General features: G+C 44.5%; 17 protein-coding genes. 8 read left to right on the top strand and 9 right to left on the bottom strand.

The annotated features are described in order from the left end of the window. The first annotated feature begins 64 nt into the window (after window positions 1-64). Genes B3R63_RS11365 through B3R63_RS11355 form a run of 3 tightly spaced genes read left to right on the top strand, consistent with a single transcriptional unit; the run spans window position 65 to window position 1,912 of the window. Window positions 65-862 carry a TonB family protein gene (locus B3R63_RS11365; RefSeq protein WP_286731191.1) on the top strand — a complete coding sequence of 266 codons (798 nt, stop codon included), beginning with the start codon at window positions 65-67 and terminating at the stop codon, window positions 860-862. Between the two features lie 19 nt (window positions 863-881). Next, window positions 882-1,508: a MotA/TolQ/ExbB proton channel family protein gene (locus tag B3R63_RS11360; RefSeq protein WP_101160080.1), complete on the top strand. Its 627-nt coding sequence runs from the start codon at window positions 882-884 to the stop codon at window positions 1,506-1,508. Beyond that, window positions 1,508-1,912 carry an ExbD/TolR family protein gene (locus B3R63_RS11355; protein ID WP_005016638.1) on the top strand — a complete coding sequence of 135 codons (405 nt, stop codon included), beginning with the start codon at window positions 1,508-1,510 and terminating at the stop codon, window positions 1,910-1,912. Before B3R63_RS11360 ends, B3R63_RS11355 begins: the two co-directional genes overlap by 1 nt. 48 nt (window positions 1,913-1,960) lie before the next feature. Here B3R63_RS11355 and msrA read toward each other — a convergent pair whose 3' ends face one another. The 5 genes from msrA to thyA form a co-directional block, all read right to left on the bottom strand. Beyond that, window positions 1,961-2,485, bottom strand: coding sequence for a peptide-methionine (S)-S-oxide reductase MsrA (gene msrA, locus B3R63_RS11350; protein WP_286731187.1), 525 nt, complete (start codon window positions 2,483-2,485; stop codon window positions 1,961-1,963). A gap of 121 nt (window positions 2,486-2,606) precedes the next feature. Beyond that, entirely contained in the window at window positions 2,607-3,077 is a 471-nt protein-coding gene (locus tag B3R63_RS11345; protein WP_005404564.1) for an META domain-containing protein, read from the bottom strand. A gap of 119 nt (window positions 3,078-3,196) precedes the next feature. Continuing rightward, the gene (locus B3R63_RS11340; protein WP_286731183.1) at window positions 3,197-4,252 is read right to left on the bottom strand and encodes a DUF4105 domain-containing protein; all 1,056 of its coding nucleotides are present in this window, start codon (window positions 4,250-4,252) and stop codon (window positions 3,197-3,199) included. A gap of 27 nt (window positions 4,253-4,279) precedes the next feature. After that, complete coding sequence (locus tag B3R63_RS11335) at window positions 4,280-4,792, bottom strand: dihydrofolate reductase (RefSeq protein ID WP_286731180.1); 513 nt, start codon at window positions 4,790-4,792, stop codon at window positions 4,280-4,282. After that, window positions 4,789-5,631 carry a thymidylate synthase gene (gene thyA, locus B3R63_RS11330; protein WP_248087814.1) on the bottom strand — a complete coding sequence of 281 codons (843 nt, stop codon included), beginning with the start codon at window positions 5,629-5,631 and terminating at the stop codon, window positions 4,789-4,791. Before thyA ends, B3R63_RS11335 begins: the two co-directional genes overlap by 4 nt. Before the next feature lie 367 nt (window positions 5,632-5,998). Here thyA and B3R63_RS11325 point away from each other — a divergent pair, with 367 nt between their 5' ends. From B3R63_RS11325 to B3R63_RS11310, 4 genes are read left to right on the top strand one after another with little or no spacing between them, the layout of a single operon-like run. Next, window positions 5,999-6,985, top strand: a complete 987-nt coding sequence (locus B3R63_RS11325) for an acyl-CoA dehydrogenase (protein WP_248087816.1) — start codon at window positions 5,999-6,001, stop codon at window positions 6,983-6,985. Beyond that, a complete protein-coding gene (locus B3R63_RS11320) occupies window positions 6,973-7,752 on the top strand; it encodes a PIG-L deacetylase family protein (protein ID WP_075040810.1) in 780 nt (259 codons plus the stop codon). Before B3R63_RS11325 ends, B3R63_RS11320 begins: the two co-directional genes overlap by 13 nt. After that, window positions 7,745-8,341 carry a class I SAM-dependent DNA methyltransferase gene (locus B3R63_RS11315; RefSeq protein WP_005405792.1) on the top strand — a complete coding sequence of 199 codons (597 nt, stop codon included), beginning with the start codon at window positions 7,745-7,747 and terminating at the stop codon, window positions 8,339-8,341. Before B3R63_RS11320 ends, B3R63_RS11315 begins: the two co-directional genes overlap by 8 nt. After that, complete coding sequence (locus B3R63_RS11310; RefSeq protein ID WP_005016618.1) at window positions 8,338-9,009, top strand: glycosyltransferase; 672 nt, start codon at window positions 8,338-8,340, stop codon at window positions 9,007-9,009. The genes B3R63_RS11315 and B3R63_RS11310 overlap by 4 nt, the downstream gene beginning before the upstream one ends. Before the next feature lie 48 nt (window positions 9,010-9,057). Here the strand turns inward: B3R63_RS11310 and B3R63_RS11305 are convergent, their stop codons facing one another. The 3 genes from B3R63_RS11305 to lgt all read right to left on the bottom strand — a co-directional run bounded on the left by B3R63_RS11305 (window position 9,058) and on the right by lgt (window position 10,696). Beyond that, window positions 9,058-9,429 carry a hypothetical protein gene (locus tag B3R63_RS11305; protein WP_005405700.1) on the bottom strand — a complete coding sequence of 124 codons (372 nt, stop codon included), beginning with the start codon at window positions 9,427-9,429 and terminating at the stop codon, window positions 9,058-9,060. Further along, window positions 9,429-9,815, bottom strand: coding sequence for a hypothetical protein (locus B3R63_RS11300; protein ID WP_005405707.1), 387 nt, complete (start codon window positions 9,813-9,815; stop codon window positions 9,429-9,431). Before B3R63_RS11300 ends, B3R63_RS11305 begins: the two co-directional genes overlap by 1 nt. A 71-nt stretch (window positions 9,816-9,886) precedes the next feature. Next, window positions 9,887-10,696 (bottom strand): prolipoprotein diacylglyceryl transferase, encoded by an 810-nt coding sequence (gene lgt, locus B3R63_RS11295; protein WP_005016611.1) that lies wholly within the window; start codon window positions 10,694-10,696, stop codon window positions 9,887-9,889. Window positions 10,697-10,790: 94 nt separating this feature from the next. Between lgt and B3R63_RS11290 the strand changes: the two genes are divergently transcribed. Beyond that, on the top strand, window positions 10,791-11,576 hold the full coding sequence (locus tag B3R63_RS11290; RefSeq protein WP_005023333.1) for an NRDE family protein: 786 nt from the start codon (window positions 10,791-10,793) through the stop codon (window positions 11,574-11,576). Between the two features lie 40 nt (window positions 11,577-11,616). On the opposite strand, the gene B3R63_RS11285 is transcribed toward B3R63_RS11290, so the two are convergent. After that, the gene (locus tag B3R63_RS11285) at window positions 11,617-13,947 is read right to left on the bottom strand and encodes a PhoX family protein (protein ID WP_265760797.1); all 2,331 of its coding nucleotides are present in this window, start codon (window positions 13,945-13,947) and stop codon (window positions 11,617-11,619) included. Window positions 13,948-14,086: the final 139 nt, after the last annotated feature.

Raw genomic sequence — 14,086 nt, 5'->3', positions numbered from 1 at the left:
GATGAGCTTTATCTTCTTCTCCTGTTGTATTGAAGTAAAGCAATCTATTAGGTAACAGATTCTTATGAGTCATTCCTCCGTGTCCAGTATGCCCCCTTCTAACCCGATGAAAAAGAAAATTGTCACAGCTTTAGCTGTGGTAATGGTCGGGCATATCGGTGTGCTTTGGGGTGTGAGCCATCTTAAAACTGCTGATCTTAAACCGATTGAAAAAGAACCTTTACAGGTCCGGTTTGTCAAGATCCAGCAGCCACCTGAACCTTTACCACCTAAACCAAAGGTTGAGCCAAAAAAAGCTGAACCTGCCAAGCCAAAAGAGGTTAAAGAAGTAAAAGTAGTTGAAAAACCTTTACCTCCACCACCGAAAAAGGTTGAGAAGGTTCAGCAGGTGAAAAAAGCTGAAGCACCTAAGCCTGTTGCGAAACCGGTAGAAGCACCGCCAGCACCTTCACCTGTAGCTACCACAACAGTTTCAGAAACTAAAATAGCTAAACCGGCACCAGTACCCGCTGCGTCACCCGCACCTGCTGCACCACCGGCCCCGCCTTCGCCACCGTCTCCAAAAACTGTTTCAATTGGCGGAGCAGGAGTACAGTGGAGCCGTTCGCCAAAACCATCTTATAGTAATAAAGACTTGCAGGGTGAAACCCGGGTAATTGTGGTACATATCGAGGCGGATGAAAAAGGTTCTATTATTAAAGAGCGGACCCGTATTACCAAATCAAGTGGGATTAGTGCACTCGATGAAAAGATTTTACGCGCAGTGCGTAGTGCAAAATTCAAACCGTATAAAGAAAATGGTATAGCTTATCCGATCCGGGCCGAGCAGCCATTTGAATTAACATTGAATCCTAACGGCTAACATTTTCAGGAGTTCGAGTATGAACTTTTCAGTTTATTGGCAACATGCGGATGCAGTCAGCAAAACACTGTATTTCGTGCTCTTGGCAATGTCGATTGCGACATGGACCATCTTTATTTTACGTCTGATGGGTACCCGCCAACTTAAACAGCAAGCTTATGCTCAACTCTCGCAGGCTTTGGCTAAACTTAAAACCAAATTGGCACCACTCGGTTTTGAGCAGCGTAAAGCAGTCGCTGAACAGGCTCTACTGCGCCAGATTTCTGCAGAGAAAGCTTCTGCAGAAAAAGGTGTGGCAGTCTTGGGGACCATTGCTTCTATTGCACCATTTGTTGGCTTGTTCGGTACAGTATGGGGAATCTTCCATGCCCTGGTGGCCGTAGGTAAGAGTGGCCAGGCCGGTCTTGCTCAGGTTGCAACACCAGTAGGTGAGGCCTTGATCATGACAGGACTTGGTTTGGCCGTAGCGATTCCTGCAGTACTGGCTTACAACATTGCAGTACGTTTCAATCGTGGACTTGCTCATGACCTGCAAGATCAGGCACATAGCTTGCTGATTGATACCATGTTACAGCAGGACAGTAATATATCTAAAACAGAAGTAAATAATGCTGCACAGCAGCAATATGCTGGAGGTCAGGCTTAATGGCTTTTCAATTGGGTGAAGATAACGATGCTGGCATGAATGAGATGAATCTCATTCCACTCATCGATATTATGCTGGTTTTGATGATCATCTTTCTGGTGACAGCGACCGTTGCCAACCCATCAATTCCATTAAATCTGCCACAAACTACAGCAGAAATTATCGATCCGCCGCCTGAGGCGATTACAATCAGTATCAATGCCCAGAATCAGGTGGCATGGAATGATCAGATGATCAGTCTTCAAGAGCTTGAAACCCGGTTTGCAGAAGCTGGACAAGCTGAACGTAAACCCACAGTTCAGCTAAGAGCAGATAAAGACTCACGGTATGACACTGTAGCGCAAGTAATGTCTCGTGCGAGCGAAGCCGGGCTCAGCGATATTGCTTTCGTTAGTGATAATTAAAATAAAAACGTCTATAAAAAAAGCGNNCGCTTTTTTTATAGACGTTTTTTATTCAGATTTGAGTAAATCCTGAAATTTATTTCTCAACTTTAACAGTTTTGGAGGAATCATAAAGTTACAGTAGCCTTGGGAAGGGTTTTTGGCAAAAAAATTCTGATGATAGTCTTCAGCCTCATAAAAAGTAGGTACCGGACTCAGTTCTGTCACAATATCTAAACCCTCAGCTTTAAGCGCATTAATCATCTGCTGTGCCTGTTGCTGCTGTTCTTCATCAAAATAATAAATCACTGAGCGATACTGTGTGCCAATGTCATTGCCTTGACGGTTTAACGTAGTTGGGTCATGAGTGGCAAAAAATACTTCAAGTAGCTGCTGATAGCTGATCTGCTGCTCATCAAACTCTACCAGAATGACTTCGGCATGATGTGTCTGTCCGCTACATACGGCTTCATAATCCGGATTCTCAGTATGACCGCCTGCATAGCCACTGACGACTTTTTCTACACCTTTGATTTGCAGAAAAACTGCTTCAACACACCAGAAACAGCCGCCTCCAAATAATGCCTGTTGCATAGTCTTATCCTGTTGAATAGATTTCCTCCACTATAATAAATTTTCATAGACCTACAATAGAGCTTGTGTGCAACAGACGTAAAAAAGCCCGTCTAAACGGGCAAATCAATCTATTCAATTCTTAGCGTAGTGGGGTTGGACTGCTAAGCTGCATTACTACATTGCCATGACGGTCGAGTAACTTTAAGGTTTTATGATAGACCTGATAAGCGCTTACTTTAGCGAGAGCCTCGTTATAAGCTGCAGCAACCTGCTGGTTACTCGGATTTAAACAAGCCATACGGGTGGATGCCATCTGGCCAAAAACCAGCCCTTTATTGGTAAGCTGATAGCTACCCATAATTCGGTTGCAGCCATCAGTGCCGCTAAAACGTTGTGTGGCTGATTCAAGCATCAGGCTTGGGAGAGTCTGGACAGCTTGGCTAGTTTTACCAATCTCAGTATTGCCGATATATGTTACGGTCCAATTGCGATCCAATAATTGTGCTTGAACAACGTCGACAGTAGTATTGCCTTGAGCAGGCATATTCGTACATGCAGTAAATAGAACCGAACTACCTATCACGCTCGCCATTAAAATCTGTTTAAACATTTTAGCGTTCTCATCATTTATTATGTTATTGACATTAAAGTAAAAACATAACGCAAAATTTAGCTTCAATATGTAGCTTTAGGTGTATTTTCTAAATAAAATGAGTAAAGTCTCACTTTTTAAGGCTGAGGTGAGGGTAAACCCTGACGCATCAGTTGAGAGAACAGTTGAATCTTTTCAGGATTCTGACTGATCTGTTCAGTGCGCGGGTTAATATGCGCATGCTGATACCATTCCTGAATGCTCCATTGATGATCTAGAGCATACAGATCATACAAATACTCTGGTAGATAGCCTGAAGCCAGCAGCCGATAATCTTTGGGTAACTGATACGGGTTAGTTGCCTGAACCATATCAAAAATGATGGTAGTACAATTACTGGTCAGAGTGTTATACCACTGCGGTTCTGCCCGCAGTTCATCTGCCGTCTTTAAATATTCTAAAAAAAGGGCCTTACGTTCCGAGGCACTCATCCTGATAGGGAAAAAATATACCTGTTGATGACGAATATTACTGCGAGTATAGATAATATCCTGCTCATCCGAGGCCACCAGGCTCAGTTCGTACTGCCTGAAAAAACCGCCAATCGCTGAAAACTCTTCATTTCTTTCTTTACGAATTTCAATAGAAAAGGTAAGAGGCTCCTGATTGGAAAAATCAAAACTGACCAGGGTATGAGCAATTTGTGGACCCATCCAGTAAGAGGTGATGATATTAATTCCGGTAATCTGATTTAAATCAAAATGCCGGGTTTCCCAGCGCTCATGGACTTTACCATCTGCTTCCCAAGCAAAGTTACGGACATTATGTAAGGTTACTTGATCACCCTGACGCTCGTATTCAAGAAGTCGGGAAACTTCCGGGTTCCAGTCACGGTCTTGCCGGGCATCCAGTCCTATATACCAAGACAGGGCACCCATAAAACACAAAATATAGATGATACTATTTATACGGCGGCTAAAAAAATGCTGGCTGACATAAATACCAAGCACACTAAGCGCAAAAGCGATCCAGCTTCCGATCAGAATCCGGGTAACCAGCCAGCTAACAGGTTCCTGAACCCAGAGGGCCAGACATAACCAGATAGATAAAAGAATAACAAACAAGCTAAAGATAAAATGCAGTAACCCTTTGCCTAGAGCAATAAAAAAATCACGCTTTCCAATATTGTGCATAAGTGATCAAGTCAGTCTGAGTCCCTTCTATTTCTGATAGGTTGCAAACTCAAACTCAATTCCGCTTTTGTCATCTTTTTGTGGCGTACTTTGAATCTTTTTAAAAATTTCAGGAATTTCAGGATAATAAGCTTCACCCTGTACATTTAGTTTAACATGAGTAAGCTCCAGACGGTCAGCTATCTCCAATGTTTGTCTAAAGATTTCTCCACCCCCAATGATGAATAAACTTTCAGGTTTTTCACTGGTTTTCACATCAGCGATAGCCTGTTCTAGAGCATCCTCAATGCTATGTGCAACCTTAGTACCTTCAAACGACCAGTCTGGGTCACGGGTAATTACCCAGTTGACTCGTTTAGGCAGAGCACGTCCCATGGATTCCAGGGTCTTGCGGCCCATGATTACTACACCGCCCTGAGTAATCTCTTTAAAATGCTTGAGGTCAGCTGGAATGTGCCAAGGCAGATCATTATTTTTGCCAATACAGCGCTGCTGGTCCATCGCAACTACATGTACAACTTCTAAGCCTTGAAAACTCATACAGCCACCGGTGCCTTGATTGCAGGATGCGAGTGATAATTTATAATTTCAATATCTTCAAATTTAAAGTCAAAAATACTTTTTACTTCTGGATTCAGTTTTAACTGACACAGTTCTAGCGGATCACGGCCCAGCTGTAATCTGGCTTGGTCAAAATGGTTGGCATACAGGTGCGTATCTCCCCCAGTCCAGACAAAATCACCAACTTGAAGATCACAAACTTGAGCAATCATATGAGTGAGCAGGGCATAACTGGCAATATTGAAGGGTACACCCAAAAATACATCGGCACTGCGCTGGTAAAGCTGGCAAGACAATTTGCCATTTTGTACAAAAAACTGAAACAGTGTGTGGCAAGGTGGCAATGCAACCTGGCTGGCTTCTTTAGGATTCCAGCCAGAAACGATGAGCCGGCGTGAATTCGGATTAGTCTTGATTTCATTAATTAGCCAGGAAATCTGGTCAACCCCGTTTTTCTGATAACTGCCATCTTCATTCTGGGTCGCACCAAAGTTACGCCATTGATGTCCATAGACTGGTCCCAGCTCTCCGGCAGGACGCCCAAAGCGGGCAGTTTGTTCAGCTGTTGCCCATTCATCCCAGATTGTTACTTTATTATCCTGTAAATATTTCACATTGGTATCGCCTTTTAAAAACCATAACAGTTCAATGACGATAGAGCGAAAATGGACCTTTTTTGTCGTTAAAAGTGGAAAGCCTTTAGAGAGGTCAAAGCGCATCTGATGACCAAATACAGAACGAGTACCTGTTCCGGTACGATCACCTTTATCACCACCATGTTCAAGGATATGTTGTAAAAGGTCTAGATATTGGCGCATGGTTCTCTCACTAGGAAGGGCCTAAGAAAATCGAAGGGCTTAAGAAGATCAGAGATAAGTATCAGCTGACCGTACATATTAGCTTTTTTTAGCCTGACTGAAAACCGCTACATTAAAAGACGAGGTTCATCATGGTTTTATTTTCCAACCACTTTCCTGAATATCAACAGAACCGGATATAAAAATAATTACTGAGTAAGTTACTTTTAATAATATTTTTTTACAGAACCTGACTGAATGAAAGGTATAAGACCTCTATGAGTATCAAGTTATTCAATGTTATAAGTTTTTAATTATAAAAAATTCATCATAATCATTGAGCTGGCCGTGTTCTTTTTAAAGTAATACAGCTATATCTGGGAGTTTTATGACCACCCTGAATACCATATTGACCAAGTTTGAGCAGGATTCTTCTCATCTTTCAGACAGTTTGATCACGACATTTAAGCAACTTTGCAATTTGAGTAGCGAAATTCCTCATCCTGCAAGCGGCCAGACGTATGAACGCTGGAAAGTTCTGGCAAAAGTCGCGGCAACTAACCTGAATCTGGTGAAATGGTTTGAATCCCATCTGGATGCTTTGAGTATTTTGCATGAGCTTGGTTACAGCAAGGTGCCTGTGGGAGTCTATGCTGTGTGGGCTGCAGAGGGTGGCATACAACCACTTTATTACCAAAATGGGCAATGTTCAGGTAATAAGTACTGGTGTTCGGGTGCAGGGCTGGTCGATTATGGACTCATGACCTATCGGGATACACAGAATAATTCACAGCTGTTAATTGTTGACATGCACCAGCCAGATATTTGCATCGACCATAGCGGATGGAATGCTATAGGAATGGCTTATACCCAGACTGCAAAAATCAGTTTTAATAAAGTTGTTGCACAAACGGTAGGGCAGCCCGGACAATATCTAGACCGATCAGGATTCTGGCATGGTGCTGCTGGTGTGGCAGCTTGCTGGTATGGTGCGGCTACCCGTCTGGCCCATACATTACAACAGGCCTGTCAGGAGAAACCCAATACTTTTCGGCTAATGTATCTAGGTGAAGTAAATAGTGCGTTAGCTACCACCCGTGAATATTTCAAATATGTAGCAGCACAAATTGATCAGCATCCTACGCAAAGTCACGAGCTGATTATTCGGATGTTGCGTATTCAGACTGAGCAGACTGCACAAAAGGTTCTGGACTTGGTTGGTAAGGCATTGGGAGCACGACCTTTCTGTGAAAACACCATGTTTGCCCAAATGGCAGCAGATTTACCAGTTTTTTTAAGACAAAGCCATGCGGCTTTTGATCTGGAACAGATTGGTGAGCGTTCGGTTATGGAGGATACTACATGGATGTTATAAATAGTCCGGTAGGAGACCGCCTGATCTATGGAAATGGCACGACCAAACGGGCCTGGCAGCAATGGAGCGGGTTACAGTCATTACAGACGCTTGTCCCTGAGCAAGCCTTTCCGGCAGGGCAACGTATACTGATTATAGCACCGCATCCAGATGATGAAATTTTAGGATGTGCTGGCCTGATACAGCAACTCAGTATACTGGAACGTGAAATTCTGCTGGTGGCTGTGACTAATGGTACACAAAGCCATCCGGACTCACAGCTTTATACACCACAGCAGCTGGATCAGCTGCGGCCTCAAGAAAGCCTGAATGCGCTTAAAGTATTAGGCGTGCAGAATCGGGTAAACCGGATTGCACTACAGCTGACAGATGGTGAACTGACTGCTGAGCAGCAAAAGTTGTATGCTGCTCTGAAAGAGCTGGTCAGACCCGATGATATTCTGGTGTGCACATTTGCAAAGGATGGTCATCCTGATCATGAAGCAACTGGTCAAACTGTACAGCGGCTGGCAGATCAACAGCAGCTTAGCTGTTATCAAGTCCTGATCTGGTCATGGCACTGGGCCAGGCCACAGGACAACCGTATTCCCTGGAAATCTGCCTGCAAGCTGGAACTGACAGCCGCACAGCTCAGGCTCAAGAAACAGGCGATTCAGTGCTTTAAAAGCCAGCTTGAAACAGACCCAAGCACCGGACAGGCACCTATTTTATCTTCACATACGGTAGAGCGAATCCTGATGCCCTGCGAGGTTTATATACATGCCTGAACAGGATTACTTCGATACGCTCTATCATCATAATGATGACCCATGGGGTTATACCCAGCGCTGGTATGAACAGCGCAAACGGCAGATTTGTCTGGCCTTGCTACCCCGGCAAAGGTACGGACGCATATTGGAACTTGGCTGTGCCAATGGGGTTTTTAGTCAAGAGCTGGCCAACCGCTGTGACGAACTGCTTGGTTTGGATGCAAACAGCAAAGCAGTCGAGTTGGCCCGGCAGCGCTTAAAAGGACAGCTACATATTGATATACAGCAGAAACGGATTCCCCAGCAGTGTCCTGAAGAAAAATTTGATCTCATCGTGATCAGCGAGATTGCTTACTATTTAAATGAGAATGAACTGTTGCAGCTGATTGAATGGGCACAACGGAGTTTAAATGACACCGGTACTTTGCTGTGCTGTCACTGGCGTTACCCAATTGACGGGTTTAGTTTAAACGGGAATTTAGTCCATCAGCTGTTAAAGCAGCACCTGAAACTTTATCATTATCTTGGGTTAGACGATCCGGATTTTCTGGTCGACCTCTGGACTACAGACTCTGGCAGCTTGGCACATCAGGAGGGACTAATATGATTGGTATTGTCATTCCTGCCCATAATGAGGAAGAGCATCTGTCTGACTGCCTGCTGGCCATTCAACAGGCTGTAGATGAACTGCCGGCTTCCGTTCAGGTAAGAGTTCTGGTGGTGCTGGATAGTTGTACCGATCAGTCTCTGAAACTGGTACAACGTGCAGGTATAAACTACTTGCAGTGTGCAGTGCGCTGTGTAGGCCATGCCCGCGATCTGGGTGTTCGTACTCTCATTGCTACTGGTGCCCGCTGGATTGCCTGCACTGATGCAGATTCGAAAGTAGACCGCTTCTGGCTTAAGCAGCAGCTATCGCATCAGCCTGCTGATGTAATCTGTGGCGTGGTTGAGGTAGATAGCTGGCAACATCTGTCGTCACTTACCCGGCAACGCTATCTGCAGCATTATTGTGATGATATGGATCATCGACATATTCATGGCGCCAACTTGAGTTTTAGTGCCGAGGCCTATATCAAGTCTGGCGGGTTTGGAGCACTAACCTGTCATGAGGATGTAGGTCTGGTGAAAAGAATGTTAAACCTGCAATACAAGGTGATATGGAGTAACCGGGTAAGGGTCATGACCAGTAGCCGCTTAATAGCCCGTACACCTCAAGGTTTTTCGACTTTTCTAAAACAGCTTGAAACCACAGCTTATTGTCCTGAAACCTGAAATGCCTATAGTTCAAATATATATCTAGCGTTCTGGTTGGCGAAAAATTTATTTAAAGCGTCTGGCGCGGTTTTCATAGATCGATACGATAAATATTCCTAATGCAGTAAACCCTAGCACCTGTAATCCCAAAATCATTTTATGTTCATCAGGCAATACATAAAGCAAAATAAGGAAAACAGCAAAAGGTACGCTATAGAGCAAAATAGAAAGGCCATTTTTATAAATATTATTTTGTTTTATTTTAAGATTCAGCTGTCTGAGTAGATGTATTGATATGCCCAACCCGAGACTAAATCCTGTCAAGACAGCCGACAAAGCCTGCACAGTAGAACACAGGTAAATCATGGCACAGGTCATAATGCAAACTATCAGCTTAACCTGACGGGTGCAGCGTGCCGAATACCAGAAATCAAGCATTACATATTCTCTTCTGGATTTTTGTTGTTATGTAGAAGGGATAAAGGCGAGAACAGACAAACGGCCAGTGCCATAAAACCAATTCCCTGTGCACCTGGCAGTAAAATTTCGCCCTCTTTCATGTTCATAAAAATCAGGGCAAGCAATAATGCTATGGGAATCCAGGTTAACAGACGATAGAGCAAGCCAGCGGGCTGCCCGGCTGCAAAGTGCATTTTGCAGTAACGACAGATTAAAAAAATGATACCTGTGCCCGAAAACATTAAAATAGCGTCTAATGCCAACGGCTGCATCCCATACAGCACAGCAGTAATTATTGCAATAGACACAAAGATCAGCAATTTACGTGCGATGGAAACTTTAGGATCAAACCAGAACTCAAGCATAGTCTTTTGAAATCAAGCAGAACAGCTCAGAACTTTAGCATAAAAAAGAGGAGCAATTGCTCCTCTATGTATCAGGTATTTTTCTGTGGACCCCAGTCATAAATTTTTCTGTGGTAGGCGTACCACATCATCCACAGGCCGATCAGTATCATTGGCAGGGTCAGGAACTGACCTTTACTCATCCAGCCAATAAAGAGCTGGCCATTGTCCGGTTCACGGAAGAACTCAACCACAAAGCGTGCAATACCATAACCGATCAGGAACAGCGCTGAAACTGCCATACGTGGACGTGGCTTGGAACTAAACCACCACAACACGATAAACAGAATCAGGCCTTCGCCTAAAGCTTGATAAAGCTGAGATGGGTGACGTACCAAATTATCTACATGCGGAAAAACCATTCCGAAGGGATAGTCTGGATTGATAACTGGACGACCCCAAAGCTCACCACCGATAAAGTTTCCGATGCGGCCAAACATCAAACCAGTGGGGACACATGGCGCAATAAAGTCCAGTGTCTGGAACCAGGTTTTCTGATATTTACGGCACCAGAGCAGCATTGCTAGCATAACCCCCAGAAAACCGCCATGGAAACTCATGCCCCCGGTCCAGACCTCGAATAACCAGAGCGGGTTGGCCAGGAACTGATCAAATCCGTAAAAGAACACATAACCCAGCCGTCCACCGATCACAACACCAAGTGCGCCGTAGAAAACCAGATCAGATACCATATCGGTGGTCCAGCCTACACGCTGTTTAACCCGGTAGCTGGCCAGTCCCCAAGCAAACAAGAAGGCCAATAAATACATCAGCCCATACCAGTGAACTTTTAAAGGACCCAGTGCCAGCGCGACTGGGTCAATACTCGGATAGGTCAGCATTACAGCTCCTTTATGTATTCGTTTTGCACAGATTCTAGCGGAATGTTCCTAAAAATGTTGTACATTCAATGTGTAAAGATCATGAGAGATGCTTATGTGTATTGTGGCTTTAGCCTGGCAAGTGTTAGATCGTATGCCATTATGCCTGATTTCTAACCGGGATGAGTTTTATCAGCGACCTACGCAAGTCTTGAATCACTGGGAGAACAGTCCGGTTATAGCTGGCAAAGATTTACAATCTGGTGGTACGTGGATGGGTATTACAGCATCTGGACGTTGGGCAGTGATCACCAATTTTCGTGATGGCACAGACCGGCAGCATTATCCGACCTCGCGTGGTCATTTAGTGCAGGCCTTTTTGGAATCTGAGCAGAAACCCATTCGCTTTGCTCAGATGCTTGAGAAACAACAGCAGGAATATGCTGGTTTTAACCTGGTGATAGGAGATCAAACGCAGGCAGTATATATGAGTAACCGAGGCGAGGCTCCTCAGGTGCTGGCCAGTGGCGTATACGTAATTTCTAACGGGCTCATGAGCGACTCCTGGCAAAAGACCTTGCATTTACGAAAGCGCTTTACCCAGGAATTTTTACCTATGCTCCAGCGTCCTGTTGCTGAGCACATACTGGAGTCAGCTGTCTGGGATATTTTAGAAGATGAGCGCAAGGTAGATCAGAATGCCCTGCCAGAGACGGGTATCAGTCAGGATATGGAACTGCTACTTTCTTCTACTTTTATTCAAAGCCCGATGTACGGAACCCGGTGTTCAAATTTTTTAAGGTTGTACCATCATGCATGGAATTGGCTGGAAAAGACTCAGCAAGGAGAGCAGAGCGGACAGATTGTGCAGCAGCGGATTTCTCTGACTCAACAAAAATAAATATGCCGGTCAATAGGCCGGCATATTTATAAAAAGAGGATTAACCCGCAATTACGCCGCCGTCTTTACGCGTAATTACGACAGTTGCCGAACGTGGGCGAGCTGTAGTGTTATTCCGGTCAGTCTGGGTTGCCGGCCAGTGACTTGCAGGAGTTGCATAGCTGGCAGAGTCTTCGCCCGGATGCTGCACATTAATGAAAATAGCTTTGTAATCAGGGGTCATGGCGATCCCGGTAATTTCACACTGTTTTGGCCCTACCAGGAAACGGCGCAGGGTTGAGTCTGTTACTTTTGCACCCATTAATGTCTGCTGTCCGCTGGAAGTAGTTGCGGTAGTACCATCACCAATCTGACCTGGCAAAGCAGCAAGCATCATACAGTTTGTGACATCGGTATAAGCTCCATCATCTGTTTGAATCCAGAGCACACCACGCGGGTCAAACCACATTCCGTCCGGTGAAGACAGGTCATTGTTATCAGTCAGACCAGACAAGTTAATATTTGATGCCATAGAGGCTTCGGCACCAAACAGATAAATATCCCACTTGAAGGTTTCAGCTGTAGTTTTATCATCGGTTTCTTTAAAACGGATAATATGACCATTTACGTTGCCACTTTGAGTCTTTTTGTCTTTAAGGTCATCATAATTACGCGGGTTAGCTGCATCTGTCGGGTAACTGGTTCCCCGATTTGAGTTATTGGTCAGGGTAACGTAGATTTCACCATTTACCGGATTAACGGTCGCCCACTCCGGACGGTCCATTTTTGTTGCGCCGACAGCATCCCCCGCTAAACGGGCAAATGTCACCACATCGGCTTGAGAGGTGAAGGGATAAGTACTGCTACTTTCATTCAGACCATTTTTACCATAGCTCAGTTCAATCCACTGGCCTGAACCATCACTGTTAAACTTGGCAACATACAGTTTTCCTGAGTTCATGTATTTATCGCCAGCAGTATAGCCGCGGTTTACATCTTTCGGGTCCCATACAGCACTCGAGACAAATTTATAGATGTATTCGCCTTTAGAGTCGTCACCCATATAAAATGCCAAAGGTTGGCCCGCTACTGCACGGCAGGCACTGTCTTCATGTGCAAAACGGCCTAAAGAAGTACGTTTGACCGGTCTCTGACGGCCATCAAACGGGTCGATCTCGACCATCCAGCCAAAAGTATTGGGTCCGTTACGATAGTCCTGAGTAGGCTGATCCGCTTTTACATCAGCATTCCAGCGGTCATATAGATCCTGTGACTCAACCTGTCCAATAACAGTTTCCCAAGCATAGCGTGAGCTTGCGCCCAAATAGACTGGTCGACCTTGATCATCAATATTTGGTATTAAATTACCATTTGAATCTTTTCTATAAACAATTTTGCCATCTTCACCCTTTTTAGGAGCGCCTTGCTCATCCAGCTCATAAAGATAAGGTTCATCTTTTTTTAGTCCCAGACCATAACGTTTTAATGCGATTTTCTCGGCATTTGTACGTTGGTACTCGTCATGTCCTGAACGCTGGAAATAGCCAATAAAGTTTTCTTCGGTAGTTAAATAAGTACCCCAAGGCGTATAGCCATTGCCACAGTTGTTATGTGTACCACGTGTTTGACGTCCGGCAGGTGAAAAACGTGTAGCAAGCAGACTGGAACCTGCAGCAGCACCGGCAAAATCCATTTCTGTTGAGGCAGTAATACGGCGGTTAAAAACAGAGTTTTTAACAATTTCTACTTTTTGAGTTGCCGGGTCCTTTTTAATATGGACTACAGATACGCCGTGCGCATTGGTTTCACGAATAACTTCATCCTCAGGACGGCGTCCTTCAACCTTGGTTGGACCTTTAGGATGAAGGAAGGTCTGGTTGATGTATTCATGGTTCATTACCAGCAAACCTTGTGCTGAGACCGTATCATCAAAGCGGTCTGTAGCGCTGTTTAAACCAAAGAAATGCATACCATCATGGCAGTCACCAGAACGGAACTGGAAGCTTGGACCAGGTGGAATATCATTATCATTCCAGTCCCCAAGCATTGGATTAATTGGGTCTCCCAATGCATAAATTACAGTAGCTTGATAGCCTTCAGGTACGGTCACAATGTCATCCAGATTTTTAGCCACTGGAGTAAATGAAAGTTTGCTAGGCTTCTGGTTAGGGTCATTCGGAGTAACTGGTGCTGTTCCGCTACTACTATTGTCGTCATCATCATTACAGCCAGTCAGTGTAGAAGCCAGCGCCAAGGCAACTGCTCCACTTGCTGTCTTGGTAATGAGACTGCGGCGCGTCATGCGTTGCTCTAAAATGTCACGGAAATGGATATTAGATGAAGTATTATTATCAAGTTCTTGATCTTCATGATATGGCGTCAGCTGCGTCATGTTTTTTCCTAAATACAAGTAAGGTGTTGTTAAGTTGTAACTAAATTAGGTGATAAATATGACGGGACCTTGACGGTTAAGTGACATTCAGGTGAAGAAAATAAGACAGTATGATGAAAAAAGCAGACCGAAGTCTGCT

This window comes from Acinetobacter sp. UBA1297, from assembly GCF_002307755.1.
GTDB lineage: Bacteria > Pseudomonadota > Gammaproteobacteria > Pseudomonadales > Moraxellaceae > Acinetobacter > Acinetobacter radioresistens.
Note: the sequence above shows the minus strand (reverse complement) of the source record. Positions and strands in the feature narration are given on the sequence as shown.

Excerpts from the sequence above, each read along its gene's own strand:
- B3R63_RS11365 (WP_286731191.1), top strand. The coding sequence starts at position 65 with ATGAGTCATTCCTCCGTGTCCAGTATGCCCCCTTCTAACCCGATGAAA.
- B3R63_RS11360 (WP_101160080.1), top strand. The coding sequence starts at position 882 with ATGAACTTTTCAGTTTATTGGCAACATGCGGATGCAGTCAGCAAAACA.
- B3R63_RS11355 (WP_005016638.1), top strand. The coding sequence starts at position 1,508 with ATGGCTTTTCAATTGGGTGAAGATAACGATGCTGGCATGAATGAGATG.
- msrA (WP_286731187.1), bottom strand. The coding sequence starts at position 2,485 with ATGCAACAGGCATTATTTGGAGGCGGCTGTTTCTGGTGTGTTGAAGCA.
- B3R63_RS11345 (WP_005404564.1), bottom strand. The coding sequence starts at position 3,077 with ATGTTTAAACAGATTTTAATGGCGAGCGTGATAGGTAGTTCGGTTCTA.
- B3R63_RS11340 (WP_286731183.1), bottom strand. The coding sequence starts at position 4,252 with ATGCACAATATTGGAAAGCGTGATTTTTTTATTGCTCTAGGCAAAGGG.
- B3R63_RS11335 (WP_286731180.1), bottom strand. The coding sequence starts at position 4,792 with ATGAGTTTTCAAGGCTTAGAAGTTGTACATGTAGTTGCGATGGACCAG.
- thyA (WP_248087814.1), bottom strand. The coding sequence starts at position 5,631 with ATGCGCCAATATCTAGACCTTTTACAACATATCCTTGAACATGGTGGT.
- B3R63_RS11325 (WP_248087816.1), top strand. The coding sequence starts at position 5,999 with ATGACCACCCTGAATACCATATTGACCAAGTTTGAGCAGGATTCTTCT.
- B3R63_RS11320 (WP_075040810.1), top strand. The coding sequence starts at position 6,973 with ATGGATGTTATAAATAGTCCGGTAGGAGACCGCCTGATCTATGGAAAT.
- B3R63_RS11315 (WP_005405792.1), top strand. The coding sequence starts at position 7,745 with ATGCCTGAACAGGATTACTTCGATACGCTCTATCATCATAATGATGAC.
- B3R63_RS11310 (WP_005016618.1), top strand. The coding sequence starts at position 8,338 with ATGATTGGTATTGTCATTCCTGCCCATAATGAGGAAGAGCATCTGTCT.
- B3R63_RS11305 (WP_005405700.1), bottom strand. The coding sequence starts at position 9,429 with ATGCTTGATTTCTGGTATTCGGCACGCTGCACCCGTCAGGTTAAGCTG.
- B3R63_RS11300 (WP_005405707.1), bottom strand. The coding sequence starts at position 9,815 with ATGCTTGAGTTCTGGTTTGATCCTAAAGTTTCCATCGCACGTAAATTG.
- lgt (WP_005016611.1), bottom strand. The coding sequence starts at position 10,696 with ATGCTGACCTATCCGAGTATTGACCCAGTCGCGCTGGCACTGGGTCCT.
- B3R63_RS11290 (WP_005023333.1), top strand. The coding sequence starts at position 10,791 with ATGTGTATTGTGGCTTTAGCCTGGCAAGTGTTAGATCGTATGCCATTA.
- B3R63_RS11285 (WP_265760797.1), bottom strand. The coding sequence starts at position 13,947 with ATGACGCAGCTGACGCCATATCATGAAGATCAAGAACTTGATAATAAT.